Annotated in this window: 28 protein-coding genes and 1 other annotated feature; of the genes, 2 read left to right on the top strand and 26 right to left on the bottom strand. The window is 45.2% G+C overall.

Annotated elements, in window-relative coordinates; genetic code table 11:
* Positions 1-18: 18 nt before the first annotated feature.
* From ACPW7N_RS09210 to ACPW7N_RS09165, 10 genes are all read right to left on the bottom strand, one after another.
* Positions 19-786: a TraR/DksA C4-type zinc finger protein gene (locus ACPW7N_RS09210; RefSeq protein WP_425650765.1), complete on the bottom strand. Its 768-nt coding sequence runs from the start codon at positions 784-786 to the stop codon at positions 19-21.
* 118 nt (positions 787-904) lie between these two features.
* Positions 905-1,288 carry a hypothetical protein gene (locus ACPW7N_RS09205; RefSeq protein ID WP_425650764.1) on the bottom strand — a complete coding sequence of 128 codons (384 nt, stop codon included), beginning with the start codon at positions 1,286-1,288 and terminating at the stop codon, positions 905-907.
* Positions 1,289-1,435: 147 nt separating this feature from the next.
* Positions 1,436-4,225, bottom strand: coding sequence for an isoleucine--tRNA ligase (gene ileS, locus ACPW7N_RS09200; RefSeq protein ID WP_425650763.1), 2,790 nt, complete (start codon positions 4,223-4,225; stop codon positions 1,436-1,438).
* Positions 4,226-4,275: 50 nt separating this feature from the next.
* Positions 4,276-4,549: a binding site (T-box leader), on the bottom strand.
* 240 nt (positions 4,550-4,789) lie between these two features.
* Positions 4,790-5,278 (bottom strand): DivIVA domain-containing protein, encoded by a 489-nt coding sequence (locus tag ACPW7N_RS09195; protein ID WP_425650762.1) that lies wholly within the window; start codon positions 5,276-5,278, stop codon positions 4,790-4,792.
* Positions 5,279-5,368: 90 nt separating this feature from the next.
* The gene (locus tag ACPW7N_RS09190) at positions 5,369-6,142 is read right to left on the bottom strand and encodes a YlmH family RNA-binding protein (RefSeq protein WP_425650761.1); all 774 of its coding nucleotides are present in this window, start codon (positions 6,140-6,142) and stop codon (positions 5,369-5,371) included.
* 10 nt (positions 6,143-6,152) lie between these two features.
* Entirely contained in the window at positions 6,153-6,419 is a 267-nt protein-coding gene (locus tag ACPW7N_RS09185; protein ID WP_425650760.1) for a YggT family protein, read from the bottom strand.
* A gap of 30 nt (positions 6,420-6,449) precedes the next feature.
* Entirely contained in the window at positions 6,450-6,872 is a 423-nt protein-coding gene (locus tag ACPW7N_RS09180; protein WP_425650759.1) for a cell division protein SepF, read from the bottom strand.
* Between the two features lie 45 nt (positions 6,873-6,917).
* Complete coding sequence (locus ACPW7N_RS09175) at positions 6,918-7,622, bottom strand: YggS family pyridoxal phosphate-dependent enzyme (RefSeq protein WP_425650758.1); 705 nt, start codon at positions 7,620-7,622, stop codon at positions 6,918-6,920.
* Between the two features lies 1 nt (position 7,623).
* Complete coding sequence (gene pgeF, locus ACPW7N_RS09170) at positions 7,624-8,457, bottom strand: peptidoglycan editing factor PgeF (RefSeq protein ID WP_425650757.1); 834 nt, start codon at positions 8,455-8,457, stop codon at positions 7,624-7,626.
* Positions 8,458-8,587: 130 nt separating this feature from the next.
* Positions 8,588-8,863: a YlmC/YmxH family sporulation protein gene (locus tag ACPW7N_RS09165; protein ID WP_425650756.1), complete on the bottom strand. Its 276-nt coding sequence runs from the start codon at positions 8,861-8,863 to the stop codon at positions 8,588-8,590.
* Positions 8,864-9,018: 155 nt separating this feature from the next.
* Here ACPW7N_RS09165 and ACPW7N_RS09160 point away from each other — a divergent pair, with 155 nt between their 5' ends.
* On the top strand, positions 9,019-10,335 hold the full coding sequence (locus tag ACPW7N_RS09160; protein WP_425650755.1) for a helix-turn-helix domain-containing protein: 1,317 nt from the start codon (positions 9,019-9,021) through the stop codon (positions 10,333-10,335).
* 349 nt (positions 10,336-10,684) lie between these two features.
* The gene (locus ACPW7N_RS09155) at positions 10,685-10,909 is read left to right on the top strand and encodes a Spo0E family sporulation regulatory protein-aspartic acid phosphatase (RefSeq protein WP_425650754.1); all 225 of its coding nucleotides are present in this window, start codon (positions 10,685-10,687) and stop codon (positions 10,907-10,909) included.
* A gap of 1 nt (position 10,910) precedes the next feature.
* Here ACPW7N_RS09155 and sigG read toward each other — a convergent pair whose 3' ends face one another.
* The 16 genes from sigG to mraY form a co-directional block, all read right to left on the bottom strand.
* Positions 10,911-11,690: an RNA polymerase sporulation sigma factor SigG gene (gene sigG / locus ACPW7N_RS09150; RefSeq protein WP_425650753.1), complete on the bottom strand. Its 780-nt coding sequence runs from the start codon at positions 11,688-11,690 to the stop codon at positions 10,911-10,913.
* A gap of 107 nt (positions 11,691-11,797) precedes the next feature.
* Entirely contained in the window at positions 11,798-12,520 is a 723-nt protein-coding gene (gene sigE / locus ACPW7N_RS09145) for an RNA polymerase sporulation sigma factor SigE (RefSeq protein WP_425650752.1), read from the bottom strand.
* A gap of 1 nt (position 12,521) precedes the next feature.
* The gene (spoIIGA, locus tag ACPW7N_RS09140; RefSeq protein WP_425650751.1) at positions 12,522-13,478 is read right to left on the bottom strand and encodes a sigma-E processing peptidase SpoIIGA; all 957 of its coding nucleotides are present in this window, start codon (positions 13,476-13,478) and stop codon (positions 12,522-12,524) included.
* A gap of 275 nt (positions 13,479-13,753) precedes the next feature.
* On the bottom strand, positions 13,754-14,173 hold the full coding sequence (locus ACPW7N_RS09135) for a hypothetical protein (protein ID WP_425650750.1): 420 nt from the start codon (positions 14,171-14,173) through the stop codon (positions 13,754-13,756).
* Between the two features lie 226 nt (positions 14,174-14,399).
* Positions 14,400-15,539, bottom strand: coding sequence for a cell division protein FtsZ (ftsZ, locus tag ACPW7N_RS09130; protein ID WP_425650749.1), 1,140 nt, complete (start codon positions 15,537-15,539; stop codon positions 14,400-14,402).
* 139 nt (positions 15,540-15,678) lie between these two features.
* The gene (ftsA, locus tag ACPW7N_RS09125; RefSeq protein ID WP_425650748.1) at positions 15,679-16,932 is read right to left on the bottom strand and encodes a cell division protein FtsA; all 1,254 of its coding nucleotides are present in this window, start codon (positions 16,930-16,932) and stop codon (positions 15,679-15,681) included.
* Between the two features lie 139 nt (positions 16,933-17,071).
* Entirely contained in the window at positions 17,072-17,419 is a 348-nt protein-coding gene (locus ACPW7N_RS09120) for a small basic family protein (protein ID WP_425650747.1), read from the bottom strand.
* A gap of 2 nt (positions 17,420-17,421) precedes the next feature.
* On the bottom strand, positions 17,422-18,171 hold the full coding sequence (locus tag ACPW7N_RS09115; RefSeq protein ID WP_425650746.1) for a DUF881 domain-containing protein: 750 nt from the start codon (positions 18,169-18,171) through the stop codon (positions 17,422-17,424).
* A gap of 19 nt (positions 18,172-18,190) precedes the next feature.
* A complete protein-coding gene (locus ACPW7N_RS09110) occupies positions 18,191-18,904 on the bottom strand; it encodes a DUF881 domain-containing protein (RefSeq protein WP_425650745.1) in 714 nt (237 codons plus the stop codon).
* Positions 18,891-19,703: a cell division protein FtsQ/DivIB gene (locus ACPW7N_RS09105; RefSeq protein WP_425650744.1), complete on the bottom strand. Its 813-nt coding sequence runs from the start codon at positions 19,701-19,703 to the stop codon at positions 18,891-18,893. Before ACPW7N_RS09105 ends, ACPW7N_RS09110 begins: the two co-directional genes overlap by 14 nt.
* A gap of 109 nt (positions 19,704-19,812) precedes the next feature.
* On the bottom strand, positions 19,813-21,069 hold the full coding sequence (gene murA / locus ACPW7N_RS09100; protein WP_425650743.1) for a UDP-N-acetylglucosamine 1-carboxyvinyltransferase: 1,257 nt from the start codon (positions 21,067-21,069) through the stop codon (positions 19,813-19,815).
* A gap of 15 nt (positions 21,070-21,084) precedes the next feature.
* Positions 21,085-21,990: a UDP-N-acetylmuramate dehydrogenase gene (gene murB / locus ACPW7N_RS09095; RefSeq protein ID WP_425650742.1), complete on the bottom strand. Its 906-nt coding sequence runs from the start codon at positions 21,988-21,990 to the stop codon at positions 21,085-21,087.
* 93 nt (positions 21,991-22,083) lie between these two features.
* Positions 22,084-23,187 carry an undecaprenyldiphospho-muramoylpentapeptide beta-N-acetylglucosaminyltransferase gene (murG, locus tag ACPW7N_RS09090; protein WP_425650741.1) on the bottom strand — a complete coding sequence of 368 codons (1,104 nt, stop codon included), beginning with the start codon at positions 23,185-23,187 and terminating at the stop codon, positions 22,084-22,086.
* A gap of 141 nt (positions 23,188-23,328) precedes the next feature.
* On the bottom strand, positions 23,329-24,423 hold the full coding sequence (gene spoVE / locus ACPW7N_RS09085) for a stage V sporulation protein E (protein WP_425650740.1): 1,095 nt from the start codon (positions 24,421-24,423) through the stop codon (positions 23,329-23,331).
* 55 nt (positions 24,424-24,478) lie between these two features.
* Positions 24,479-25,852, bottom strand: a complete 1,374-nt coding sequence (murD, locus tag ACPW7N_RS09080; RefSeq protein WP_425650739.1) for a UDP-N-acetylmuramoyl-L-alanine--D-glutamate ligase — start codon at positions 25,850-25,852, stop codon at positions 24,479-24,481.
* Positions 25,852-26,817: a phospho-N-acetylmuramoyl-pentapeptide-transferase gene (mraY, locus tag ACPW7N_RS09075; RefSeq protein WP_425650738.1), complete on the bottom strand. Its 966-nt coding sequence runs from the start codon at positions 26,815-26,817 to the stop codon at positions 25,852-25,854. The genes murD and mraY overlap by 1 nt, the downstream gene beginning before the upstream one ends.
* Between the last annotated feature and the right edge of the window lie 8 nt (positions 26,818-26,825).

Genomic DNA, 26,825 nt, shown 5'->3' with positions numbered 1-26,825 from the left:
TCCTCTCAAAGCTGATCATCACATGATGTCATCACGGCCTTCCCGATCCGCCCGATCTTCCAGGTAATCGTCGTAATCAAGGAAGTTGCCCTTACCTTCTTGCTTTCGCATATATTCTTCGTACGTACCGCTGCGCATGAATTTCACGCTTTCAGGACCGTGATAGCCGTGGATGTCGGTGTAGCCAATCTGTTCTACTTCTTCAACAAACCCTTCGTTTTCATCAGATTCAATATACATTTCCTTGTAATCCGTCTTATCATTGTCCACAAAGGAAAAGGGTGTGCTGGATGTTCCCCATGCCTCAACGATTTGCCATGCATCTTCACCATCAAAGAAATTGGCATCTTCCCGTTCATCCAGTGATGTTCGTCCGAATGGCGGCTTCAAAAATTCTTCTTCAATCGGGCGCTGTTCGCTAACAAACGGTTGCGGTGCTTCTTCTTTAATTGTTGCTGCCCACGGCAATGCCTCCAGTCGCTCCTCTGGTATGGGTTTACCGGTCACTGTGCATATGCCGTATGTACCATTTTCCATTCTCTCCAGCGCCTGATCAATTTCTCTTAGCTGTTCACGATCCAACAGATAAAGGGAAAGATCTTTTTCTCGCTCAAACATCTCGGTTCCCACATCGGCCGGATGGTTGTCGTACATGGAAAATTCATTTATTGATTCAGACATGGAATGCTGTAAATCATACTCGTCATTATGTTGAATTCGTTCTTCTATATCACGTTTTTCTTCCAATAAACGTTCTTTTAGACGGGCGAGCTTCGCATTGTCCACAATAGCACCATCCTTTATGTCAGATTGGTTTTTGTAGTATGCCTCAAATGCAAAAGAAAAGTACAAAAAAGAAAAAATCCGATTATCCTCAAAAAGGGAAATCGAATTTTCGTAAGGTTTAGTTATTGATTTGTTCTTGAATTAGTGCTACATCTGCTTCCAATACTTCAACACGTATGGTTGTCTTGTTTTGACGCTTTTCCAGACGTTCTAATCGAAACAATACCTGTTCTATTGAAGAGAGTCTTTCCTCGATGTTGTCAAATCGTGCATTGGTCTGATAAGAAAATTTATCAACCCTTTCAGACAACGTATCAACTCTGTCAGTTAGAGAAACAACTGTGTTAGCTACCGTATCGACAGTGCTGGTTAACGTATGGACTGTGTTAGCTATCGTATCAACTGTGTCAGACAGCTTCGATACTTTTACATTCGTGGCACCAACAATCCCAATCAAATCCGTCAACATGTTTTGCATTTGATTCAGTTTTTCATCTGACACACGCAGAGCCCCCTTTACCACAGGCAATTCATTACATTCAGTATATCATTTCATAGAGGTGCATGTCATTTGCCTGCCATTGGATTATTGTCCCAGAACCCAAAAAGACACCTTCGCTCCATAGAACGAAAGTGCCTCTTTTCTTGATTATGAATTTAATGCATCAGCATAATGTGTTTCGACGATATCGTGGCAACGCTCACACAGTTGCGGGTGTTCTGGATGGTTTCCAACATCCTGTTTTACCACACGGCAACGTTCGCATTTGACCCCTTCTGCTGGCAGGACAGTTACAGCGATACTTTCGAACTTCATCGCTTTTTCATCAGCAGGTGTACCCGGCTGTTTCACCTCTACTGCTGCAACGATAAACAGGTCTGCCAAGTCTTCCATCGCCGTAAGAGCAGCGTAGCTTTGCTCGTTCGGGAAGAGAACAAGTGCTGCATCCACAGAGTTACCAAACACCTTGTTGCGGCGAGCTTCTTCCATTGCTTTCAACACTTCATCACGTACAGCAAGGAAGCCATCCCACTTGCTTTCGAGCTCGTTGCCTACGTTCAAGTATTGTTCATTAGCATCTGGCATATCAGTAAGCTGTACGCTTAGCTCAGATACGCCTGGAATGAAGCGCCATACCTCATCAGCCGTATGAGAAAGAATTGGCGACAGCAAACGCACAAGATCGAGCAAGGTGTCATACATAACCGTTTGTGCTGCACGGCGTTTCAAGCTGTTTGGCGCCTCTACATACAGACGATCCTTGCAAATATCAAGGTAGAAGGCGGACAAATCGATCGTGCAGAAGTTATGGATGGTATGGAATACCGTATGGAACTGATAGTCGTCATACGCCTTGCGCACTCGGCTAACTACCTGTGCTTCCTTGGCAAGAACATAGCGATCCAGTTCGCTCAATTGTTCATATGCTACACGGTCTTTTGCTGGATCGAAACCATCCAGGTTACCGAGCAAGAAACGGAATGTATTGCGGATTTTGCGATATACTTCTGCAATTTGCGTAAGAATGGCATCGGAAATCCGTACGTCGGACTGATAGTCTACAGAAGCTACCCACAGACGGAGGATATCGGCACCCAGTTTATCGGTAACCTCTTGTGGAACAACGACGTTACCCAAGGATTTAGACATTTTGCGGCCTTCCCCGTCAAGCGCAAATCCGTGACTGAGCACGCCTTTGTACGGTGCAGTACCGTTAACCGCAACTCCTGTAGAGAGTGATGAGTTGAACCAGCCACGATATTGGTCTGATCCTTCCAAATACAAATCAGCAGGCCATGGAAGTCCACGCTCACGCAGCACGGCCTCATGACTGGAACCGGAGTCAAACCATACGTCCATGATGTCTGTTTCTTTGCGGAATTCTTTGGTACCACAAGATGGGCACGTGAGTCCTGCAGGAATGAGCTCATTTGCTTCACGAGCAAACCAGACTTTGGAGCCTTCTTTTCTGAACAGATCCGCTACATGGTCAATTGTTTGGTCGTTGATGATCGGTTCGTTGCACGATTTGCAGTAGAAGATCGGGATTGGCACACCCCATACACGTTGTCGGGAGATACACCAGTCACCACGGTCAGCTACCATGTTAGCCAAACGGGTTTCTCCCCATGCAGGAATCCATTTCACTTCTTTAATGGCATCCAGAAGCTGCTGGCGGAATCCATCGATGGAAGCAAACCATTGCTCTGTCGCACGGTAAATGACCGGTTTTTTGGTACGCCAGTCATGCGGGTAGGAGTGAGTGATGAAGCCGAGTTTTAACAATGCTCCAACCTCTTGCAGTTTTTCCGTCACTACCTTGTTGGCATCTTCATAGAACAAGCCTTCAAAACCAGGCGCTTCGCTCGTCATTTTACCTTCGTGGTCTACTGGGCAGAGCACGCCAATTCCATATTTCATCCCGACGTTAAAGTCATCTTCCCCGTGTCCAGGTGCGGTGTGAACACAACCAGTACCTGCATCGAGAGTTACATGCTCACCCATCAGGATTGGCGATTCACGGTCGTAGATTGGATGCTTCGCTACAACGCCTTCCAAATCGGAGCCCTTGAATGTAGCAACAACCTCAACCTGTTCCCAACCGATCTCTTTGGATGCTGCTTCAACGAGCCCAGAAGCGAGGACGAATTTGCGATCGTTTGCTTTCACTACGCTGTATTCAAGTTCAGGATGGAGACAGATCGCCAAATTCGCAGGAATGGTCCATGGAGTAGTCGTCCAGATGACAACACCCGTATCGGTATCCAGCTTGCCTTTGCCGTCTTTCACTGGGAAAGCAACATAAATGGAAGCAGAACGTTTATCCTTGTACTCGATCTCAGCATCCGCCAATGCAGTCTCAGAAGACGGAGACCAGTACACAGAGCGCAATCCTTTGTAGATGTAGCCCTTTTTCGCCATCTCGCCGAATACCTTGATCTGACGAGCTTCATATTCTGGAAGCAGTGTTACGTAAGGATTCTCCCAATCTCCACGCACACCCAGACGCTTGAATTGCGCACGCTGCTTGTCGATGTACGACCATGCATACTCTTCACAACGTGCTCGGAAATCGTTTACTTCGATACTGCGGCGATCCAATCCCTGTGCATTGATAATCGCTTGCTCAATCGGCAACCCATGCGTATCCCAACCTGGAATGTACGGGGCATCGAATCCAGCCATTGATTTATAACGAACGATCATATCTTTCAGGATTTTGTTCAAAGCATGGCCGATGTGGATATCTCCATTTGCATATGGAGGTCCGTCATGTAAAACAAAAGTAGGACGTCCCTTGGTGCGTTCCTGAACTTTTGCATAGATATCATGCTCTTCCCACCATGCTTGCACCTCCGGCTCCCGGGTCGGCAAGTTTCCACGCATAGGAAATTCTGTTTTTGGTAAATTCAATGATTTGCTGTAATCGACGCTCATCTTGTTCACTCCGCCTTTCATAAAATAAAAAAAGTCTTCAACGTCCCCGAAAAAGGGACGAGAAAGACTTCCCGTGGTACCACCCAATTGAACGATTTTCACGCCTAAAAATCGCCCACTCTTTCATTCGTAACGTGAATGACACGCTCACTTACTGCTAACACAAAACGGTATATGACCGTAAAAAAGTGCGGTTTCCTGTGTCAGGTTCGGTTTATTGAACTCCCGGGTGATTTTCCGTGCAGTGTGCTGACCGGTTCCCACCTTCTCCCGGCTCTCTTGACAGACTGGCTAGCACGTACTCTTCCCGTTCATCGTCTTTTTTTGTATAAGGTAGTTCAAAAAGTCCGGTAAACATAGCGTTCGAATTTCTGCGTTGCGTCGCCCCTCCGCTGCTCACGTAGACTCACCTACGCTCCGCTGCTCGGTTCTTCCGCGCCTTGAACTTCGAGGCTCTGTTTGTGCCCTCTCATCGGGGCATTGAAACATCCTCTCTTTTTGAACAGTTTTGTATAAAAATATTGGATGTTATTATAACTCCATTCTTTACCTATCGTCAACCGTTTATTCGCTCAAATCAGCATGGGATGATACTTTTTCCAAATCTTCCCAGTCACCATTTTCAAGCATTTCCAGTTGCGCTTCAAGCAAGGTGCGGAAACGCATGCGATAAACAGAAGCACGTTTCTTCAGCTCTTCAATCTCAATCGCTACTTTGCGAGATTTGGCTAGTGCTTCGTTCACAATTCGATCCGCATTTTTTTCTGCCTCTTTAATGATCAGTTGTGCTTCTTTACGAGCATTGGATTTGACTTCCTCTGCTGTTTCCTGAGCCACGAGAATGGACTTGCTCAAATTCTCTTCCAAACTCTTGTAATGATCTACCCGTTCATTTTGAAGCGTAAGACGTTCTTCGAGTTCCTTTTTCTCTTTGATTAACAGCTCGAAGTCTTTGATAATTTGGTCAAGAAATTCATTTACCTCATCTACGTTATATCCGCGAAAGCCTGTACTGAATTCCTTATTATGTATGTCCAATGGCGTTAACGGCACGAGAACACCCCACTTTTAGCAAAGAGTCATTTTTCCTTGTATTTCGACAGTATCTTCTGATTTCCTGCAAAAAAGAATGAAAAACTTGGATTACGTCACCAAACCGACAGTTACACGCAATCTTCCACTTCTTGTGGGCCCGCTAGTCTCTAAAATTTTGCAGCGCCCCTGACCTCCAACAGAGATGACATCGCCCGTCTGTACCATATGAGACGGGTCATCTACTACTTTCCAATTCACTTTGGTTTTCCCCGCTCGAATCGGAATCAATGCTTTATTCCTCGACAAATGATAGATTTCGCCGATCACTGCATCCAGCCGAAGCGATGGAACGGTGATTTGCTTTTCGACCAGGTTCTGCTCGGAAAAACGGATCTTGCTCCACTCTACTTCTTCCAGATAAACAGGAATTCGGTGAATTTGGGTAATCTGCAACCGGGCAAAATCAAAAATCTCCCTTGCCAGGATCAGTTGGCACCCCTGTTCGTCGAGAATAATATCGCCAAACTTCTCCCGTTTCACGCCAATCCCCAGCACTGCGCCAAGGATATCGCGATGTTCCAGCTTGATAAAACGCTGATCTCCTTTGATCTCGACCAACACAAGCTGGTAATCTTCCTGAACCGGCTCGATATACGGCGGATGAATCAACACCCTTTTTCGTTCTGCCCCGATATATCCACCGTCAGCATGGATTAACACATCATCTACTTGTGAAGACAAACTCTGCATGATCGATAATTGCCTGGGGTCCATAAAATCAGTCAGGCGCGAGGACATCTTTCGCTCCACCAGCGAAAGCATCTCAAGCGCCCGTTCCACAAAAGGAAGCTCTTCTTTACGAAAATGATCAAATAGGCTCATACCAATCGCCCTATAAAAGCATATCGATTAATGATCGAAGCCCAAGTTCTGCAAAAAACAAGGCAAACAAAGCGACGATTGGGGAAATATCAATGATTCCTAACGACGGGACAAACCGTCTGAATGGAGCCAGATAAGGTTCGACCAACCGCTCCAGCAATGCACCTATTGAAGTTTCACGCATTTGCGGAACCCAAGACATCAAAATGTAAGCGATAATCATATATCGATAAATCGTAAACGCATATTGAATAATTGTATCTATGTAATAGCCCATGCATTCACCTCATGTCTTGTTGGCAGTCAACTACTCTTCTACAACACTCGAAATCGTACCCTGAATGTCAACGTGATCCGGTGTGCAAACAAAGATATGATCACCAACTTTTTGAATATCTCCATTTAAAGCATAAACGGTACCGCTTAAGAAATCGACAATGCGTTTCGCCTGTTCTTTGTCTACACGTTGCAAGTTGATTACAACTGGACGGCGCTGGCGTAAATTGTCGGCAATATCCTGGGCATCGCTATAATGACGAGGCTCAAACAACATCAAACGAATCCCCGATTGTTCCCGAGCAGCATGCAGACTTACCACATTATTCACTTTGGCTGATTGCTTTTTCGGTTGGAAATCATCTTCCTCATGTTGTTCTTCAATCGTTTCCTCGTAATACTCATCGTTATCGTCCAGTCCGAAAAAGCCCATGATCTTATTCATAACTCCCATTTCAACAAACCCCCTTACACCAGACATTTCTCTCATTCCCGGTACCTATTCCGGGCGAACAAGGACGGAACCAAGCCGTACAAACGTAGCTCCTTCTTCTATCGCAACTTCAAAGTCACCAGACATCCCCATAGAAAGCTCTTCGACTGTTACATTTGGCAGTTGAAGCGCTTGCAGACGTTCTTGCCACTCCTTTAACCCGCGAAAAACGGGTCGAGCCTCTTCCGGATTATCGACAGCAGGAGCCATTGTCATTAATCCTGTGATCCTTATATGTTTCATATTACTGGTTTCTTGTACAAAAGCCAAGACATCATTGGGATTAAGTCCAAATTTTGTATCTTCTCCTGAGATGTTGATCTGTAAAAAGCAGTTCACTTGAATCCCCAGTGCTTCTGCCCTTTTATTGATTTCCTGTGCAAGCGAAAGTCTGTCAAGAGAATGGATGTAGGCAAAACGTCCTACCACATCTTTTACCTTATTTGTCTGAAGATGTCCGATAAAATGCCAAACACCTTCTCCGCCGAACACCTCGTATTTGGGAAGGGCATCCTGTACCTTATTCTCACCAATGTGAGTAACGCCCGCTCGCAATATTTCACCGATGGCATCCGTATCTACATACTTGGTGACTGCTACAATTTTAACTTCTTCTGAATTGCGTCCAGCACGCTTACAGGCCGCTTCAATTTTTTGTTGAATTTCCACTAAACGATGTTGAACTACTTGGGTAGTTACCAACCGACTCAAACTACTCCCTCCCCTGACGTTTCCATCCGATAAATGAAGCCATACGTCCAGTATTTCCTGCTTCCTTGCGATGAGAAAAAAACAGGTCTGTACGGCAATTGGTACACCATGACGTTCGAACGATATGTTGCGGCAATATTCCCGCATTCTCCATAATCCTTTGATTACTAGCGGGTAAATCCAGCATATATCGATCGGAATTTTTTGAAGGTACGACACATTCTTCCCATGAAGGAACATTCTCTCGTACCTGTTTCATTACGTGCTCGTCGACCTCATAACAGCAACCCTGAATCGACGGGCCGATGGCAGTTAATATGTCTTCTGCCTTGCTACCAAACTTCGACTCGAATGTATGGATCATTTCCTTGGCAATATTACCTACTGTTCCCTTCCAGCCAGCATGTGCCAAACCGATTACACGATGAATGGGGTCGATAAAAAACAATGGCACACAATCGGCATAAAAGGAGGTCAGTAAAATGTCAGATTGATTGGTAAAAATCCCATCCGTACAAGGTATGGAATCTTCCTGCTTCTCTCTGCCAGCACCACAGTTTTCTCTCGTAATCTGATAAACCTGCTTACCATGCACCTGATCTGCCGACGTCCACACGTCAAACTCAAATCCCAGTCGATTGCTAAGCTGGCGTCTATTTTTAACGACAACATCTGGATCATCACCAACATGCAGCCCCATATTATTCGATGAAAATGGACTACTGCCAAACCCACTTGTCCGAAGAGTGAAACCGACGACAAGATCGGGGTAACGCTCTTCCCATTCACGCAGGTGCAGTGCATCAGTAGTCTCTGAACGAACAAAAGCCTCCACGTTTACCCCTTCTTCCTTCTTATCCCTTGTGTTGCCCAAAATTCACCATTTCCTTACCATCTTAACGGCTTCCCGGTTGAATCGCAACCAAAAGCAAAAAAGAGACACGGCATTAACGTGTCTCCATCCATCATTCATTCTCGTATGGTGGTTTACTTTCTATGCGGATCGGCTCATCCACTCGAACAAGAACCACATCCTTCCCAATTTTCACGATATTGCGCCAGGGGATGACATAATCATTCCCGGCACTCAAAAATCCAAAGAACTTGCCTGGCCCAGGTATGACGATCGCTTCGATCTTACCATGACGAAGGTCAATCTCCAAATCCGTTATTTGACCCAACCGTTTCCCATCCAAAATATTAACAACTTCCTTTGTCTGAAAGTCGGAAATTTTTACCACTATCTTTCACCTACTTTCGCCATTATTTTATTTATATGTGCAAGCTGAGCGAATTTTGAAATGTATTTGCTTATTTAAATTTTTTTTTATAAAATTCAATTATTCAATTTTTTACCATTTGTGATTGATTGGGAATTTTTTGAGGAGGGTTATTCGTGTTTGTGCATGATGTTGACTTGGCACGCTTGGAATTACGAGATACCATACGCAAACACATGGCTCGTAATGGGTTAAACCAATCTGAAACTGCTCAGCGAATCTCGGTTGGGCGTACGGGATTTACCAAAGCCATAAATGGAAACCATTTGTTTACCGTTGAAACCCTAGATAAGCTGATGGAAGTATTGGGCTTGGAAGAAGGGTCGTTATACCCATTATTTTATGGGGAATGTGTTGAACAACGGACAAAGACCTCAAGTACCATTTTCATTATGGACAAGTTCGAAAAATACTTACGTCGATGTCTGGAAACAGGACAAATATCACTAGCCCTCGAGCTGCTAAATATGTTGCTGGAATACGATCCAAAAAAGCTGGATTTTGTGTTTCAAGTAGCGGAATCAATTTTCCAACAGGCAGAAAAAAAATACGGATCACTTCCTACTTATAAAGAAAGTGAGTATCAACAGGCACTTGCCTTGTTTGATTTTTATTCACAAAATGAAACGGATTTCCATTCGGACAAGCTTGCGATCAGTTATTTTCGGATTTATTATATGCAACGCTTTAATCTCTCTGTCTCGTTTGAAAAGTTAAGCATACTGTTGACTGTCATCGATCGCTTGCCCATTCGAGAAAAAATCAAAGCTTATGATCGAGTAATGACCTACTACTATATCTCCAGCGACTGGGTTAAAACAGCCCATTACGCTGTGGAGCTGGAAAAGTTGGCCAAAGGGGTTGACGAAGATACATACGGTTACTGCCTGATGATAAAAAGCTTCGCCAAGAAAGAACTGGGGCATTATGAGGAAGCAATGCAGTTAACCGCTATGTATTCTTCTATCCCCGGTTTTGAGAATCTGGCATATGGGAACGGATTAATGATCCGTATTGAAAAGGGTGATCTGGAGCATGTGGATGCTTACCTCGACTGGCTGGATACGATGACTCATATCGAATCCGGGTTGTCCATTGTGCTCAGAAAACTATTACATAACTCAAATTTTTCAAAAGCAAAATTGGTAGTTGAAAGATTTTATGGTAAAATCAGGTTAGAATATGGCGTTATTCTCTATGATAAATTTGGTATGAGACTTCAATATTCATTTGCCTTGCTTCATATCGGATTACAAGAGTATACAAAAGGCATTGAGTATCTGCTGCTCGCTGCAAAAAAGGCTTTGCATCTCAATCTGTTTCAAGAGATAGGAACCATGCTTTACACCTACGAGCAGGTAAGGCAGTTTGCGACTCCTGAACAACAGAATACCTATCTTGAGATATTAATTAACTGGAAAGAAGGGAAGTAAATGAAGAAGTTTCTGTTAGTCGCATTAATTCTGACGGTACTCTCAATCCCAACTCTTGCATCGGCTGACAACGGTGGTAGGCCAATCGCTCCAGGAAATGGAACAGGCTATACTATATTAGATAACGGTGGTAGGCCATAACTCCTATGTAATCGAATGTGAATTTTTTGTGACACGGGCTTCAATCTCTCAGCCAAACTCCCCAGTTTAGCTAGGATTGAAGCCTTTTCATGCTTCTTTTGACCTATGTGCACAAAAAGTGATGAAATAATCTCTTTTTAAAAAACTGCTCACCATATATTACCATCTATTTAAAATAGTAAAGCTTTGATGAAATGAGTGAAGAACATTGGCTAATGCAAAAGCAAGCACCCCCTTATTTGAAACAATAAATCTGGTAGAACAAATCGAGCAAATACGCAATCAGCTAGTGCGTCTTGCGGGAGAAAAGGGAAGTCTGACCCATCCTAGTGTCGTACTGTTGAGTCAAGAGCTTGATTACTATATTTTGCAAAGCCAATTGGAAAAACAAAAGAAAATGGGGCGATCCCCTTATCGGACCCCCCACTCATAATTTACGTTTGGACATGCTTTTGCATATGCGCAATGGCTGCTTTCTCGAGCCTGGAAACCTGTGCTTGCGATATGCCAATCTCTTCAGCTACCTCCATTTGTGTTTTCCCTTCGTAAAACCTCATCGACAGAATCATTTTTTCACGATCACCGAGTCTTTGCATTCCCTCGCGAAGTGCTATTTCCTCTACCCATAGGGCATCTTTGTTCTTCTCATCGCTTATTTGATCCATTACATAAATCGGATCTCCACCGTCCTGGTAGATTGGCTCGAACAAGGACACAGGGTCTTGAATGGCATCAAGGGCAAAAACAACATCTTCCTTTGGTACATTCAACTCTGATGAAATTTCCACGATGGTCGGTTCTCTCGAATGCTTGTTTGTGAGGTTATCCCGAACCTGCAATGCTTTGTAAGCAATATCCCGCAGTGACCGAGATACACGGATCGGATTGTTGTCCCGCAGATAACGTCGGATTTCACCAATGATCATCGGCACCGCATACGTTGAGAACTTTACGTTTTGACTGAGGTCGAAATTATCGATTGCCTTCATCAAACCGATACAACCAACCTGGAACAAATCATCTACGTATTCTCCACGATTATTAAATCGCTGGATCACGCTCAACACTAGTCTGAGGTTACCGTTCACCAGTTTCTCTCTGGCTGAGTGCTCGCCACTTTGTAATCGTTCGAATAGGTCCCTCATTTCCTTGTTAGTCAACACGGGAAGCTTGGAGGTATCTACTCCACAGATTTCAACTTTGTTGCGTGTCACGCTTGTTCCCTCCTCGGAGCGAAGAAAGTTCCTATCCCGGTGTCGTAAGGACAACCACTTTCTGGAACGGTTAGGAACAGTATCCCCTTGGAAATGGAAATTATGCGTCACACCATTTTGTTAAATTCTTTCCGCAATCGTTTAATAATTCGCTTTTCCAGACGAGAAATATAGGATTGGGAGATTCCCAATAAATCAGCTACATCCTTTTGTGTCTTCTCTTCTTCCCCTGCCAAACCGAAGCGCAGTTCCATAATTGTGCGCTCTCGATCAGACAGTTTATCCAGTGCTTTTTTTAGCAGCTTGCGATCAACCTGATCCTCAATGTTCTTGTAAATCGTATCATTTTCTGTCCCCAATACATCGGAGAGAAGAAGCTCATTACCATCCCAATCGATATTAAGCGGTTCATCAAACGACACTTCCGATCGGATTTTATTGTTACGGCGCAAGTACATGAGTATCTCGTTTTCAATACAGCGTGAAGCGTACGTAGCAAGTTTAATATTTTTATCCGGGTCAAACGTGTTAACTGCTTTGATCAAACCGATTGTGCCAATACTGACCAAATCTTCAATGTTAATCCCCGTGTTTTCGAATTTACGCGCAATGTAAACCACCAGGCGTAAATTGCGTTCAATCAACATGCTGCGGACGGCTCCATCACCAGAAGGAAGGCGTGCAAGCAAAATTTCTTCTTCTTCGCGTGTAAGTGGCGGCGGTAGTGCTTCGCTTCCACCAATGTAGTAGATTTCTTCTGCTCGAGCTCCGATTAACAACAGCAGGCGATACCACAGCAATTGTACATGTAGACGGATTTTTACGAACATGCTAACCCTCCTGTTCTCTTGTAATGGTTTGTTCAACTTGCTGAATCAACGCAGGATGAACAATTGCTTGATATTGTTTTGTGCTTGACAGCGGAAGGGAATTAAGACCAACCAGCACCCGATTTGTCTCAAATCGCTTCCCCTTCTCCTGAACCATGACCTGCTCTGGCTTGAAGGCAACCATGAAATCCATACCTCTGGAAACACTTCGGTAAGGTACCAGACGCAATAAGGTGTGCCATTCATCAGGGAGCGATTGCAGCAGATCATCCAAGCCATCCAGATTACTAGCATCATTCGCTATATGAGCTAGTAACGCAGGAGGCAAGAGGTGGGCTAACAATTGACTCTCCACCACCATGACGGGGATTCTAGTGACAGGTTCGTGCAACTGATTTCCCGTATCAACCAGACCACGACAGATGACACTTTCACCTTTCAGTTTGATCACAACATCAACCAAAAAGGCTTCTACTCTTCGTGGTTCCTGGATTGCTTCGTAACTTTTTTTGCTTAAAAAGCAAATCACAATGAACCCGGCAATAACGACCAAAAAGGTAGGCTTGGTACCAACGCCAAATCCATCATTATGAGTGACCAAGATTCCATTTACAATCTCACTTTGGGAGGAAAGCAGGTACTCTAGCCCGAATACTCCCCCACCAAATACAAAGGCGATGAAATAAAAAATACATAAATGTTGAATGAATGTGAATAAACGGGATACTCCGAAAGCGATGAGCAACATCAGTATGGAAAAAACCAATTTCACTCCCCATTGATAGAGTCCCGCAAAAGAAGGGAAAAAGAAGAAAACAATGTAGGTAGACCCAAAAAAAGAGGCAAGTAGCAATCTCCACCAAACGATACGCTCCTTGCGAAAATACGCAGTGAACCACAACAATAAGGTATCAATCGCAAAATTCAGGAGTAGAATGATATCGAGATACACTACCATACTGAATTCACCCCCGTCTGGCAAAAACAGTATATCTCAATGTTTATTCCAAAGTCTGTCAGTTCTTGACAGCTTTTTTTACTTTTTTTGTAGAAATAATTTTATGCAAAAAGAGCCTTCTTGCGCCAATAATCTGGTAGCATAAGATGGCTCTTTCTATTCCTTTTATCCTAGTATTAATCTCCCGTTTACTTTCTCTCAGTGCCATCTTTTTCGTTCGGTATACATCTCGATAAACCATCTGTGTAATACTGCCATGCTCATCTCTCAGAAATTCAATCGGCGTTTTCTTCCCGTATAATTTGAATCGTTTGCGGGTGTTCCCCCTCTACTACATAGGTTCCTGTGTACAGCTCAAGCTCCTGAGTATTCAGCGTACGCAGTTCAATCTGCTCAATCGGGGCGATCGACTCTCCTAACACAAGGGAAGCGAGATCTGTAGAAATCTGCTCAACTGGTGTAATAGCAAGATTACTTAAAACAATCACAACGAGATCCTCGTCGATATAGCGGACAAAGTTGTTTACAAATCCACGACAATCTCCCAGGTGGCCAATGCGCTTTCTCATTTTGCCTGCAATGCTCACTTCTATGATATGCCAGCCGTACCCCCGTAAATCGGCATATAAGGAGTAAACATACGCTCCAGCCCTTCTTTGCTCACCAACTTGTCTGTATATAAGGCTCGATACCATTTATACAAATCCTCCACCACTTTGATGTACTCACCGAACGGTTGACCGGATAGCTGCTCAATGATATACGACAACAGGATATATCCGGAATTGGTGTAGCTCCATCGCGCTCATCAGGAGAAAAATCCAGCGGTTTATCCTTGAATAAAGCGATCGTCTATTTAATAATATAAAAGCCCTGTATCCCGTGGATACAAGGCTTTTCACATGATATTTTCACTCAGAACTACTTTTTATTTCTGCGACGGTTACGCAAGAATGCAGGAATATCCAGATTGTCCAAGCTGCTCATGGACAGGATTTTTTCCTCTTCTTCTTCACGTTGGCGAGTAGAGCCTGCTTGTGAAGTTGGTTGCGATGGGCGAGTAGTTGCTGCCTGTGGTTGAGGACGACGTGCAGCACTTGCCTGTTGGTTCTGTTCGAATCCGGTAGCAATAACAGTTACGATGATCTCATTTTTCAGTTCTTCGTTAATTACCGCACCGAAGATCATATTCACATCAATATCAGCAGCGGAAGAAACAATGTCTGCCGCTTCATTTACTTCATAAAGGCTCAGGTTGCTTCCACCTGTGATATTCATCAGGACACCACGAGCACCATCAATGGAAGTCTCCAGCAATGGTGAGGAGATTGCACGTCGAGCTGCTTCAGCAGCACGGTTTTCACCGCTGCCGATACCAATACCCATTAACGCAGATCCACGTTCAGTCATAATTGTTTTGACGTCCGCAAAGTCCAAGTTGATCAAACCAGGTACAGCGATCAAATCAGAGATCCCTTGCACACCTTGTCCGAGTACGTTATCCGCTGTGCGGAATGCTTCGAGCATCGGCGTGTTTTTATCAACGATTTCCAACAAACGGTCATTCGGAATCACAATCAATGTATCAACCTTTTCTTTCAAGGCAGCAATACCTGCATCTGCTTGCAGTGAACGCTTGCGTCCCTCGAAAGAAAATGGACGAGTTACCACACCAACGGTCAAAGCTCCCAATTCTTTTGCAATTTCTGCAATTACAGGAGCTGCACCAGTACCCGTACCGCCACCCATACCGGCTGTTACGAATACCATATCAGAACCACGCAATGCATTTTCAATCAGTTCGCGGCTTTCTTCAGCAGCTTTTTTTCCTACATCAGGATTCGCTCCTGCACCAAGACCGCGCGTTAATTTTTCTCCAATTTGCAATTTAATATCTGCTTGTGATAATTGGAGCGCCTGTGCATCGGTATTGACAGTGATGAATTCAACGCCTTTCACACCACCAGCGATCATGCGGTTAACTGCGTTGCTTCCTCCGCCGCCACAACCAATTACTTTTATTTGAGCCAATTGTTCCAAATCTAGGTCAAATTCCAACATACTGAAAGTTCCTCCTCACTGGATCATACGAAAAGCTTCCCCTTGAAGCCGTGTCTTAGTTGTTACCCTTTGAACCGGAAGCTCTGTGGCTGACAAAAGGTCCGACTGAATTTGAGAAGCGAAAAACAAGAATAAAAAATTAGATAAATTCACTAAACCAATTTTTCACTTTTTCAATTAAACCTGAATCTTTCTGTCTACTTGCCCCGGTCTTTTGCAGTGGTCGGCTGCTAGAAACGTTGCGTTCTGCTTTCCGTTCGGAATGGGAGGCAGCATATTGTATTAATCCTACTCCCCCTGTATATGCAGGGTCACGCACTCCGATGTAATCAGGAATAGCGATTCTCACTGGAGTCTGGAATTCTTCCTTGGCCAACTCGAGCATGCCAGGCATGGAAACTGTTCCACCTGTAAGCACATAACCACCTGTAATATCATCCTGATAACCTAATCGATACACTTCATCTTCAACCAAATTGAAGATCTCAGCAGCTCGAGGTTCAATGATATTCGCAAGATCCACTTGAGTGAACTGTTTCTCTACATCACTGCCGATTCTCGAAACTTTGAACTTGTCTTCCTCAGAAGCTTCGTCTATCAATGCGCATCCGTGCTTGATTTTTACCTTTTCAGCCACATCCGTGTGTGTTCGAAGTCCCAGCGTAATGTCGCTTGTAATGTGGTCTCCGCCTACTCCAATTACAGATGTTGCAGCAAGCTGTCCTTGCTGGAAAACTGCAATTGATGTCGATCCGGCACCAATGTCAACGAGCACGACACCAAGATTTTTATCGTCTTTGGACAAAGCGACACGGCTTGCTGCCAATGGCTGCAAGAAAATGCCCGCAATTCGCAAATTAGCCTTTTCTACACAACGAACGATATTATGTATCACGGTTTTCGAACCGGTTACAATCGTTCCTTCCATTTCCAATCTGACGCCAATCATTCCACGTGGGTCCTTAATGCTTCTCAGACCATCTACAACGAATTCTTTCGGGACAACTTCAATGATTTCACGATCTGGAGGAATGGCAACTACCTTCGCTGCTTGAATGACACGACGAATATCTTCTTCTCTAATCTCACGGTCCTCACTGGAAACAGCTACGACCCCCTGAGTTTCATATAGCTCAATGTGATTACCACTTACTCCAACAAAAAGATCTTCAATGGTAACATCAACCATACGCTCGGCATGATCGACAGCTTCCCGGATGGCATGCACGGTTTGGTCTATATCGACGATAGCTCCTTTTTTGATCCCCTCGGAATGGGCTTGTCCCACCCCTATGATGTTAATCGTTCCGCCATTAATTTCACCGATGATTACACGTACTTTTGACGTTCCGATATCTAAGCTGACTATGAGTTCATTATGGTTACTCACCAAACCAGTGACACCTCCTCTACTACGACATAACTATAGCAAACACATCTGCATAATCTATTCCACACAGGATAATCATTCCCTTTTTTTCTAGCATGAAATTTTAACAAAAACTCAAATTATGTTACTTTAGTCATAGCTTTTACTCCGTTTTACTTAACCAACTTGATAAAATTATCCTACGAATCACCGCCAAGTTGTTAAACAACCTTACACCAAAAGCAACAATCGCAGCCAAATACAAGTCGATTCCTAAGAAACCGCCCAAAAAGGCTAGACCCGCAGCTAGCAGCGTATTAAAGAAAAAGCCTGACATAAAGATACGCACGTTAAACATTTTCTCCAGATAAGAGCGGATTCCCCCAAATATCGTATCCAGACCTGCTAATAAGGCAATCGATAAATAATTGCTGTACTCTAACGGGATACGCAATTCGAGAAAAAAACCAACGGACAGACCAATGATTAGTCCTACGACAGGTAACCACATGCCTACGAATCTCCTTTTGCTTTTACAGGTTTCATAAAGTGAATCGTTCGATTGCCAACAAATGCAGAGATCGTCAGCTTGTCCCGTTTCTCCATGATGACAAGTTTATTCGCAAGCTGGAAGTTTTCTTCCACTCCTGCGAGTTTTAAACCAGTGATCAGATTATCTGGTTCGCCCAGCGCTTTGAGCTCATATGGTGGTCGAACCGGTCTCGTGTCAACTTGAATCTCTTCACCTACATTTCGAATCGAACTGGTGGATATCAGGCGTTGCCCATTAATCGAGACGGCTTTGGCGCCATTGGCAAACAGCTCATTAATCAACCAGCGTAAATCCTCATCAACAACCAGATTAGGCTGGTAAGAACCCTCATGGACAGCACCAATTGGCTGAGTCACACCGACTGGGATGGGAGCATCGATGATTCGGATGACGACACCCGTTCCCTCTGCCTGTACCAGGCCAGCCAGCTTTTTGGCTCTCTCCAGTTCGTCCTTCATCACTTCTACCGATTCACCAGCATTGAGAGAGGTCTCATATTCGTATAACAGTTTTTCATTTTTGGACATGTCAGCTAACAGGCTTTTGTGCTTTTCCAGTTCTTTTTGCAAAGTGGCACGCAGTTCAGTAATACTTCTGGTTTCACTAACTTTAGGGTCCTGTTTGCTTTGCAACTGGGTTGCTAACATAACACCTATAATAGCACTTATACCAGTGAGAATAAACGTTATTTTGCGGGTTTGTGTCAACATGTATCCATCCCTGCCTCTGCTATGAAGAGCGATTGTCAGACTTTGTATCGCCGACAAAAGCTGGTAATTCGACCAGATCTTTCTTTACTACCTCGATTTGTACGTACCCTTCCAATAGGTTAATGACTCCCCCAGGAAGCTTGAGAGCATTCTCTAGCGTAACCGGGTCGCCAATCGCAGTAATGACGAACGGGGCCGCAGATTTCACTCCATTAACGATAACGGTAGGACCAACACAGCGAATGGCAGAGTTACTGACGAGGCGCTGATTGTTTATGCTGATCCCTTCTGCTCCTGCCGCATACAGCTCATTGACCACTCGTCTGATGTCCTGTTCATGCACAATGTACTTGGTAATTTCATTCGAGTTGGCAGCATTGGGGTTATCTTGCAGGGTAACCATCAGACCTGGTCCCTCTACCTGAATTGCCCCTGACAGCATACGGGAATTCTCCAACTCATGCAGGATCGATGCTGCGGCCGTTTGGCGCATGGCCATCGCTTCCTCGACTTTACCGACATCCTTTTGAATTTTCAGGAGTTGTGCTTCCAGCTTGCGATTCTGTTCTTTCTCAGCCAGAATTCGCTCATTTAGCTGCGTCTCCTGCTGCCATTTCTGATCCTTTTCTCTTTCCATAGTACGCAGTTTGGTTGACTCGATCGAGATTGCCATCAGAAAGCCAGTCGTGACAGTGACGAACGCTAAAAAAATGTGAAATTTACGTACCTTCATTAGTCGTAGACTCCTTCTTCTCGTCATCTGTTTTTGGAGGCTCTGGCGGTTGGGTGCTTCCGTACTTGCTATACCAGGTGCTCTCCAGCATATAGATTGTTCCCTTTTCACCCTTCGGAATTTCCTTCACGACAGCAGGGTACCAAACAATTTTCTTTGCCAAGAGATGAATCACACTTTGCACCTGATTCCCATCTTTCATGAAGAGAGTGATTCTACTTTTGTCATACTGTGTGGGCGTCAATGAGATATCAGAAATCTCGGTTAAGAGTGCTGTTGGCAACTGGGCAAGCTGCTTTCCTAGTGGTTCGAGCAGTTCCTTTGTACCCCAGTTTCGGATGATAGGCCTGTCCACTACGTTGTTTTGGTAGTTCTTTTCCAGTAGTTGCATGCCATTTTCCAGTAGAGGGTATCTTTTGCCCGATGCATCAAAAACAAGGGCAATTCGTCGGTATTCTTTTATGTGAAGCTGAATGATTCCCGGAAATTCCCGTGTAATAGTTATCTCGTTAATCCCTTTTAAAACAGAGGCATTTTTCTGGACGACGCCTTCAAATACTGCAAAAAACTGCATCCCTTTGGTAACACCTGACGCTGCAATAATTTCATCTGGATTGTAAATGGAATTGCCAGTCACTCTGATTTCACTAACTTTGCTATATGGTGAACGGATAAACAACACCGTCAATATTGTCAAAAAGAAGAAAACCAAGAGGAAAAGAAGTTTGCGGCTCCCTTTCTTTTTCGGTTGAGGTGGGATTTGTTTTACTTGTGGGATGCGTTCGTCATAAACCGCCATTTCCGCCCTCCGAATGGATATTGATAACAGAAAAACCAAAGCATGTATCAAACGAATGAAAGCGGCATAAAATGCTTATGCCGCTTCGCTTGTAATAAAAGATCCTACACTATGTGGTTACACGCTTAACGGTTGCGCCAAGCTGTTGAAGTTGCCATTCCAGACGTTCGTAGCCTCGGTCAATATGATAAATCTTTTCGACCGTGGTCGTACCTTCCGCAGCGAGACCTGCCAATACGAGAGCAGCTCCTGCCCGTAAATCAGTTGCTTCAACAACGGCTCCATTTAATTTGCTCACGCCTCGAATAAAGGCTGTACCCAGATCAACGTAGATGGATGCTCCCAGTCGTGTTAATTCATTGACGTGTTTGAATCTTCCCTCAAAAATTGTCTCCTTGATCACACTCGTGCCTCTCGCCAATACAAGGAAAGTCATCATCTGCGCTTGCAGATCAGTAGGAAATCCAGGATAGGGGGAGGTGATGATCCGATCAATTGCTTTTGGGCGCGACGTACTTTTGACTTCCATTATATCATGGTGGGTTTTGATTTCAACACCACATGTACGTGCCATTTCGATAAGTGCAGTAAGATGACCAGGAATGGTGTTCGTCAATTCCACTTGACCTTGAGCTGCACCCACAGCCAACAGATGAGTGCCTGCTACAATCCGGTCAGGGATAATGCGATAGCTTACTCCACGTAGTTTTGATACGCCATCAATTTCAATTGTATCCGTCCCTGCGCCCCGAATCCTTGCTCCCATGGCGTTGAGAAAGTTTTGGATGTCAACAATTTCCGGTTCTCTTGCGGGGTTGTGGATGCGGGTCGTTCCTTTGGCTAGCACTGCCGCCATCATGATATTCTCCGTTGCACCTACGCTCGGGAACGACAGGAAGATATTCGTACCTTTCAGTTGCTTTGCTTTAAATGTGATATACCCTTCTGAATCTTCGCTCTTGGCACCGAGTGCAGCGAGTCCAGACAAATGTAGATCAATTCTCCGCTCCCCGATATCACAGCCGCCTGGTCTTGAAATGGTAACCTCTCCAAGCCTAGCCAGGAGCGGTCCCATCAAAAAGATAGACGAACGCATCTGCCCCATCAATTCATCAGGAACATGTGAGATCGATAATGATGTCGTATCTAAACTAACACATCCATCGGTATGCCGCACCTTTGCTCCCAAAGCTGACAAAATTCTCAGCATTACTTCTATATCTTTCAAATGTGGCACATCGTAGATATGAAATTGCCCTTCAGCCAATATTGCGGCGGCGAGAATTGGGAGGGCAGCATTCTTTGCTCCTTGTATCCGTAGTGTACCAGACAGAGGTTTTCCACCTTCGATAGTAAAAGCCTCCAAACTTTCACCTCCGAGTTACCCCTCGCCCACCACCAAAACTTCTGGATGCATTTCTACTCCAAATTTTTCTTTGACCGTGGATTGGATATGCTCCATTAAGGTGAGGACGTCGGCAGCCGTGGCGCCTCCCCGATTGACGATAAAATTGGCGTGAATTTCCGAGACCTGTGCTCCACCGATTGAAAACCCTTTGAGACCAGAAGCCTCGATGAGTCGACCTGCATGATCTCCTGGCGGGTTGCGGAATACACTACCGGCACAGGGCTGCTGCAAGGGCTGTGATTGTCTGCGGCGATCCTTAAACTTGGCAAGGGCTGCCGCTATCTCTTTTCGGTCTCCAGTTTTCAATTGAAGGAGGGCTTCCAGCACAATCCCTTTTCTCGATTGCAAAAGAGAGGTACGGTAGCTGAATTGCATCTCTTCGTTGGTTAACACCCTTACTTCACCATCTTCAAAGAGGACTTCGGCTTCTTTAAGAATACGTGAAAGATCAGAACCATGAGCACCTGCATTCATGTAGACAGCTCCACCGATTGAGCCTGGTATACCTCCCGCAAACTCTAAACCCGTCAAGCCCATTTTGCCTGCCTCCACCGCAAGGCGAATCGTCGAATACCCGGCACCAACACGCACCTCTTCACCCCGAAATTCACAGTGACTTAAGCCCTCAGCCACTTTGAACACGGCCCCTCTAATCCCTCCATCCCTCACTAGAAGGTTAGAGCCGCGTCCAATTACTCTCCATGGAATGTTACTGCGATGGATCGTTTGAACAGCCAAAATGAGTGACTCTTTATCCTTTGGCTGAATCAGGAGATCACACGGACCTCCGATACGCCAAGTGGTATGGTTGGCGAGAGGTTCATCAACCCAAACCTTTCCAACACCAGCTTTTATTAACTCATCAGCGATGTATTTCATAGTGAACCTCCTGACACAAATGCTAGGTGGGAACTAATTCTATCACGTGTTTGCTTCATCATATGCTGCTCTATAGTTGGGCGTGACAGACGCCTACTTGCGTTTCATCAGTTCTTCCACCTCATGATAAATTGAGGATGCTGCGTCTTTTTTCCCCATTTTGAGGGATTCTTGCCGCATGCGCTCACGCAGCTCCTGATTCGTTAGAATGGGATCGAGAGCATTCTGTAATGACTCCCCATTCAGTTCTTTTTCCAGAATGACTACTGCCGCTCCGACACGTTCCAGGCCACGAGCGTTCTTCTCTTGATGGTTATTCGTCACATATGGCGATGGAATGAGCACGGCCGGAATTCCCAAAGATGTGATTTCTGCCAGAAATGAGGCTCCTGCCCGATTCACGATCAAGTGAGTGGCGGCCAATAAATCAGGCATCTGATGCACAAAGGGAAGCAGACTCAAGTTTGCCGGCAGATTTCCGTGGTCAGACAATTGAGCAGCAATTTTATCGTAATGAACATCACCTGTTACATACACAAAATGATAGTCCGGATGCTGCTTGATGTAGGGCACAAGCTGCAAGGTCGCTTCGTTAATGGCTCTTGCTCCCCGGCTGCCTCCAACGACGAGAACAATCGGTTTCTCCGGTGAGACTCCTACCATTTCTCGTCCAGCATCTGCATTGCCATGCTGAACTTGTGTTGCTCGTGGGTTTCCGGTATACACGGTTTTTTGTTTAGGAAAATGGGTTAGTGATTCTTCAAAAGAAACTGCAATCCGATCCACAAAACGTGACAAAAACACGTTGGTCAGCCCTGGAACGACATTCTGTTCGTGAATCAGGGTTGGGATGCCCAATCTTGCCGCAGCAAAAACCACAGGCCCGCAGACATAACCACCTGTACCAATCACAATATCCGGTTTCCACTTGCGCAAAATCTCTTTCGATTTGGAAACAGAGCGGATGAACTTCCAGGCTGTACGCACATTTTCCAGAGTCAGTTTGCGCTGAATGCCTGAAATCTCAATTTCCTCAAAAGGCAGCCCTTGCTTGGGTACCAATTTGGATTCCAACCCTTTACTTGTGCCGATATACAAAAATTTGGCCTGCGGTTCGTGGCGAAGGATCTCCTCTGCAACCGCAAGCGCTGGGTAAATATGTCCTCCTGTACCTCCCCCGGTCAAGACGACGCGCATATATATCACCTGTTTTCAAAAGACTTTGTATAAGTTTTGGGCCCCGCCCGACGAAGCACAGGACATACAATTGTCGACGATGCAACATGGATGTTGCGTTTAGTCTACCGCCAGCTATCTTCTTGTGTCGGGTGGGTATTCTTAACGAGAAAACCTCGAAATATTCAACAATATGCCAACACCTGTCAGCATCAGCGTAAGAGATGAACCACCATAGCTTAAAAATGGCAGGGTAATCCCCGTAACCGGAAACATGCCCGTTACGACTCCTACGTTGATTAATACCTGTATCGCTATCATCCCGACGATTCCTAAGGCAAGCAGACTGCCAAACAGATCAGGCGCTGTAATCGCCACTCGCATCCCCCTCCATACCAGGAGCAGGAAAAGCAAGAGGACTAGCGAACCGCCGATAAAGCCTAATTCCTCTGCAACGATTGAGAAGATAAAATCATTGTACGGCTCGGGCAGATAAGAGAACTTCTGGCGACTTTGTCCCAAGCCAAGACCAAGCAAGCCACCGGGTCCAATCGCATACAGTGACTGAATGATCTGGTATCCCTTGCCGAGCGGATCTTCCCACGGATCAAGGAATGCCGTAATGCGGGCAATGCGATAGGGTGCTGAGATGATCAATCCGGCGAAGCCGGCAACCCCTAATAGTCCTAGACCAACAAAGTGACTTATTCGTGCTCCAGCCACAAAAATCATTAAAATTGACATTCCCATTAATACTGTACCTGTGCCAAGGTCTGGCTGCAACATAATTAATGCAAAACATGCTGAAGGAATCGCCAGTGCCGGAGCAAGGCCTTTTTGAAAGAGGACAATTTTTTTCTGATTATCGGAAAGCCACATGGCAAGAAAAGCTGCAACACCAAATTTGGCAAACTCTCCGGGCTGGATACCGAACGAACCAAGACCTAACCAGCTTTTCGCCCCGTTTACTTCTTTTCCGATGATCAAGACGAGAACAAGCAAGGCCAGAGAAACAATAAAGCCTGTTTTGGCCCATTTTTTCCACACCCAGTAATCCACGTTCATCATGACGTACATGGAAGCTATACCCAAGATGGCGAAAATAAATTGCCGCTTGGAAAAATAGTAGGAATCGCCTTCAAATGTATGATAAGCATACACGGCACTTGCGCTGTACACCATGACGATGCCGATCCCAAGTAGAAACAGCGTAGCAAAAATAATAAAGAAGTCAGGGGCAGTTCGTACCTTACTCATCGCAAGCCATCCTTTCCTGCACTGCCCCTGCCTCATCCTACCTGGCAAGGGCTTGTTATCCTAGGCTTGTTCTAAGTTTATGCACGGCTTCCTTAAACATGCTCCCCCTCACCTCGAAGGAAGGGAACATATCCCAACTTGCGCACGCAGGACTCAACAGTATGACGTCACCCGCTTCTGCCAATCTGAAAGATGCCTGAACAGCCTCATCCACAGTATCGACGCGAACTCGGCTCGCAATCCCTGCCTCTTGTGCTCGATCCAAGAGAATTTGGGCTGTTTCACCAAACGTAATGATTGCTTTGACATGATTTTTGAAAAAAGGCACGAGCTCCGTAAAGCTGACTCCCCGATCAAGCCCTCCTGCCAAAAGGACAACTGGTTCCTTGAAGGCAGAAATCGCTTGAATAGCCGCTTGTGAATTGGTTGCCTTGGAGTCGTTGTAAAACTTCACGCCCTGTACAGTAGCTACGTACTCCGTGCGATGCTCCACTCCCTGGAAAGTAGTCAGAACTCGTTGGATTGCCCCCGTATCTGCACCTGCCAATTTACAAATGATAACGGCAGCCAGAATGTTTTCCAAATGATGCTTTCCGAGAAGAGCGATATCTTTTATGTCCATGACTACTTCCTGATCGCCTGATGTACGACAGAAAATGATTCTTTCATCCTCGACATAGGCACCTGCCGGAACTTTTTGCAATCGGCTAAAATAGTACGTCTCTGCCTTGCAGGATTCACCCAGCCTGCGTACGTCTTCCTGCTCGTAGTTAAGTACGGCGTACTCTGTTTCTGTCTGATTGGCGAAGATTTTTGCTTTGGCAGCCAGGTATTCTTCCATCGTATGATGATAGTCCAGATGAGCCGGATAGAGATTCAGGAGAGCCGCAATTTTCGGGCGAAAGGTTGCTGTTCCCATCAATTGAAAGCTGCTTAACTCAGCGACGAGATATTGATCCGCCTGCACCTCTTCTGCAAGCTCGCAAAGAACCGTACCAATATTTCCGCCAACAACCGGGCGCAATTTCGCTTCCTCCAGAATCAGGCCGACCAACGTTGTCGTCGTCGTTTTCCCATTTGAGCCGGTAATCCCGATCAGTGGTGCTTGTGATAACTGATAGGCAATCTCCACCTCTGTGATTACGGGAATTCCTAATTCGATCGCTTTTTGAATGGGTTCTGCCTCGTAAGGGATTCCCGGATTTTTCACCACTAGTGAAACACCTGTATGAATCAGATCTTCCGGGTGATAGCCTGTGATCACCATGATCCCCAGGTCTTCCAATTCCTCGATTCCACTTGCTTCTTCCCTTGCTTTTTTATCGTTAACGATGATTTGCGCACCAAAGCGGTGCAACAGTTTGGCAACCGCTACACCGCTTTTCGCTAAGCCTACAACGACGATTTGTTTGTTGTTGTACAAGTCCATTATTGCACCACCTCTAAGTAAACACCTAGTCCAGCCAACACCATTCCGACCAACCAGAACGTAACAACGACTCTCCACTCGGACCAGCCTGTTAATTCGAAATGATGATGCAGCGGACTCATACGAAAGATTCGTTTTCCTCTTGTTTTGAAGGATATCACTTGCATAATAACAGAGAGTGTCTCTACGACAAATACTCCACCGATAACGGCAAGCAACAGCTCTGTTTTGGTCATGATCGCAATTCCTGCTAGTGCGCCACCTAATGCGAGCGAGCCTGTATCACCCATAAAGACACGGGCAGGATGGGCGTTGAATACCAGGAATCCAAGCACAGAGCCAACCACAGCCGCACTGAAAATAGCTGTGTCAGGGTCGCTGGACAACCAGGCAATAATGGCATAGGCTCCAAACGCAATCGCACCTGTACCAGCCAACAAGCCATCTAGTCCATCCGTGATATTGACTGCATTGGTTGTTCCAACGAGCAGGAATACCAGGAACGGGAAGTAGATCCAGCCAAGTTCAATATTCCAAGGGGTTCCTGGCAGATGGAGTGATGTATCGTGTCCCATTTTTACTAGCAGTGTATAAGCAATGATGGCCAAGATGATTTGGCCTGCAAATTTTTGCTTTGCTGTCAGTCCCAAATTTCTCTTCTTGCTGATTTTAATGAAATCATCTAGGAATCCGATAAGTCCATATCCAAGAGTCAGTAGCAAAAGAAAAACAATTTCAATTGTTGTATTAGCAAATTTCAGTACAGTAAAAACAAGTGCAAGGAGGATGATCGTACCTCCCATTGTTGGGGTTCCTGCTTTTTTCTGGTGGGACTGGGGCCCTTCTTCTCGAATACTCTGCCCAAACTTCAAGCGTCTGAGCACCGGGATGAATAAAGGTCCGACTAGTACAGCTATTAAGAACGAAGCAATTATCGTGATGATGAGGACATTGTCAAAAGGCATGCCCCAAC

It is taken from the genome of Brevibacillus nigriterrae (assembly GCF_049846925.1).
Classification (GTDB): Bacteria; Bacillota; Bacilli; order Brevibacillales; family Brevibacillaceae; genus Brevibacillus_H.
Note: the sequence above shows the minus strand (reverse complement) of the source record. Positions and strands in the feature narration are given on the sequence as shown.

What these genes read in the sequence shown, in the direction of transcription:
- murD (WP_425650739.1), bottom strand. Translation starts at nt 25,852, where the DNA reads ATGGACTTGTACAACAACAAACAAATCGTCGTTGTAGGCTTAGCGAAA.
- murB (WP_425650742.1), bottom strand. Translation starts at nt 21,990, where the DNA reads ATGAAATACATCGCTGATGAGTTAATAAAAGCTGGTGTTGGAAAGGTT.
- ACPW7N_RS09185 (WP_425650760.1), bottom strand. Translation starts at nt 6,419, where the DNA reads ATGGGCTATTACATAGATACAATTATTCAATATGCGTTTACGATTTAT.
- ACPW7N_RS09105 (WP_425650744.1), bottom strand. Translation starts at nt 19,703, where the DNA reads ATGGCGGTTTATGACGAACGCATCCCACAAGTAAAACAAATCCCACCT.
- ACPW7N_RS09180 (WP_425650759.1), bottom strand. Translation starts at nt 6,872, where the DNA reads ATGGGAGTTATGAATAAGATCATGGGCTTTTTCGGACTGGACGATAAC.
- spoVE (WP_425650740.1), bottom strand. Translation starts at nt 24,423, where the DNA reads ATGAGTAAGGTACGAACTGCCCCTGACTTCTTTATTATTTTTGCTACG.
- ftsZ (WP_425650749.1), bottom strand. Translation starts at nt 15,539, where the DNA reads ATGTTGGAATTTGACCTAGATTTGGAACAATTGGCTCAAATAAAAGTA.
- ACPW7N_RS09110 (WP_425650745.1), bottom strand. Translation starts at nt 18,904, where the DNA reads ATGAAGGTACGTAAATTTCACATTTTTTTAGCGTTCGTCACTGTCACG.
- sigE (WP_425650752.1), bottom strand. Translation starts at nt 12,520, where the DNA reads ATGTTCGTAAAAATCCGTCTACATGTACAATTGCTGTGGTATCGCCTG.
- ACPW7N_RS09190 (WP_425650761.1), bottom strand. Translation starts at nt 6,142, where the DNA reads ATGAGCCTATTTGATCATTTTCGTAAAGAAGAGCTTCCTTTTGTGGAA.
- ACPW7N_RS09115 (WP_425650746.1), bottom strand. Translation starts at nt 18,171, where the DNA reads ATGTTGACACAAACCCGCAAAATAACGTTTATTCTCACTGGTATAAGT.
- ACPW7N_RS09120 (WP_425650747.1), bottom strand. Translation starts at nt 17,419, where the DNA reads ATGTGGTTACCTGTCGTAGGACTAATCATTGGTCTGTCCGTTGGTTTT.
- ileS (WP_425650763.1), bottom strand. Translation starts at nt 4,225, where the DNA reads ATGAGCGTCGATTACAGCAAATCATTGAATTTACCAAAAACAGAATTT.
- murG (WP_425650741.1), bottom strand. Translation starts at nt 23,187, where the DNA reads ATGCGCGTCGTCTTGACCGGGGGAGGTACAGGAGGACATATTTACCCA.
- ACPW7N_RS09135 (WP_425650750.1), bottom strand. Translation starts at nt 14,173, where the DNA reads ATGGTATCGAGCCTTATATACAGACAAGTTGGTGAGCAAAGAAGGGCT.
- mraY (WP_425650738.1), bottom strand. Translation starts at nt 26,817, where the DNA reads ATGCCTTTTGACAATGTCCTCATCATCACGATAATTGCTTCGTTCTTA.
- spoIIGA (WP_425650751.1), bottom strand. Translation starts at nt 13,478, where the DNA reads ATGGTAGTGTATCTCGATATCATTCTACTCCTGAATTTTGCGATTGAT.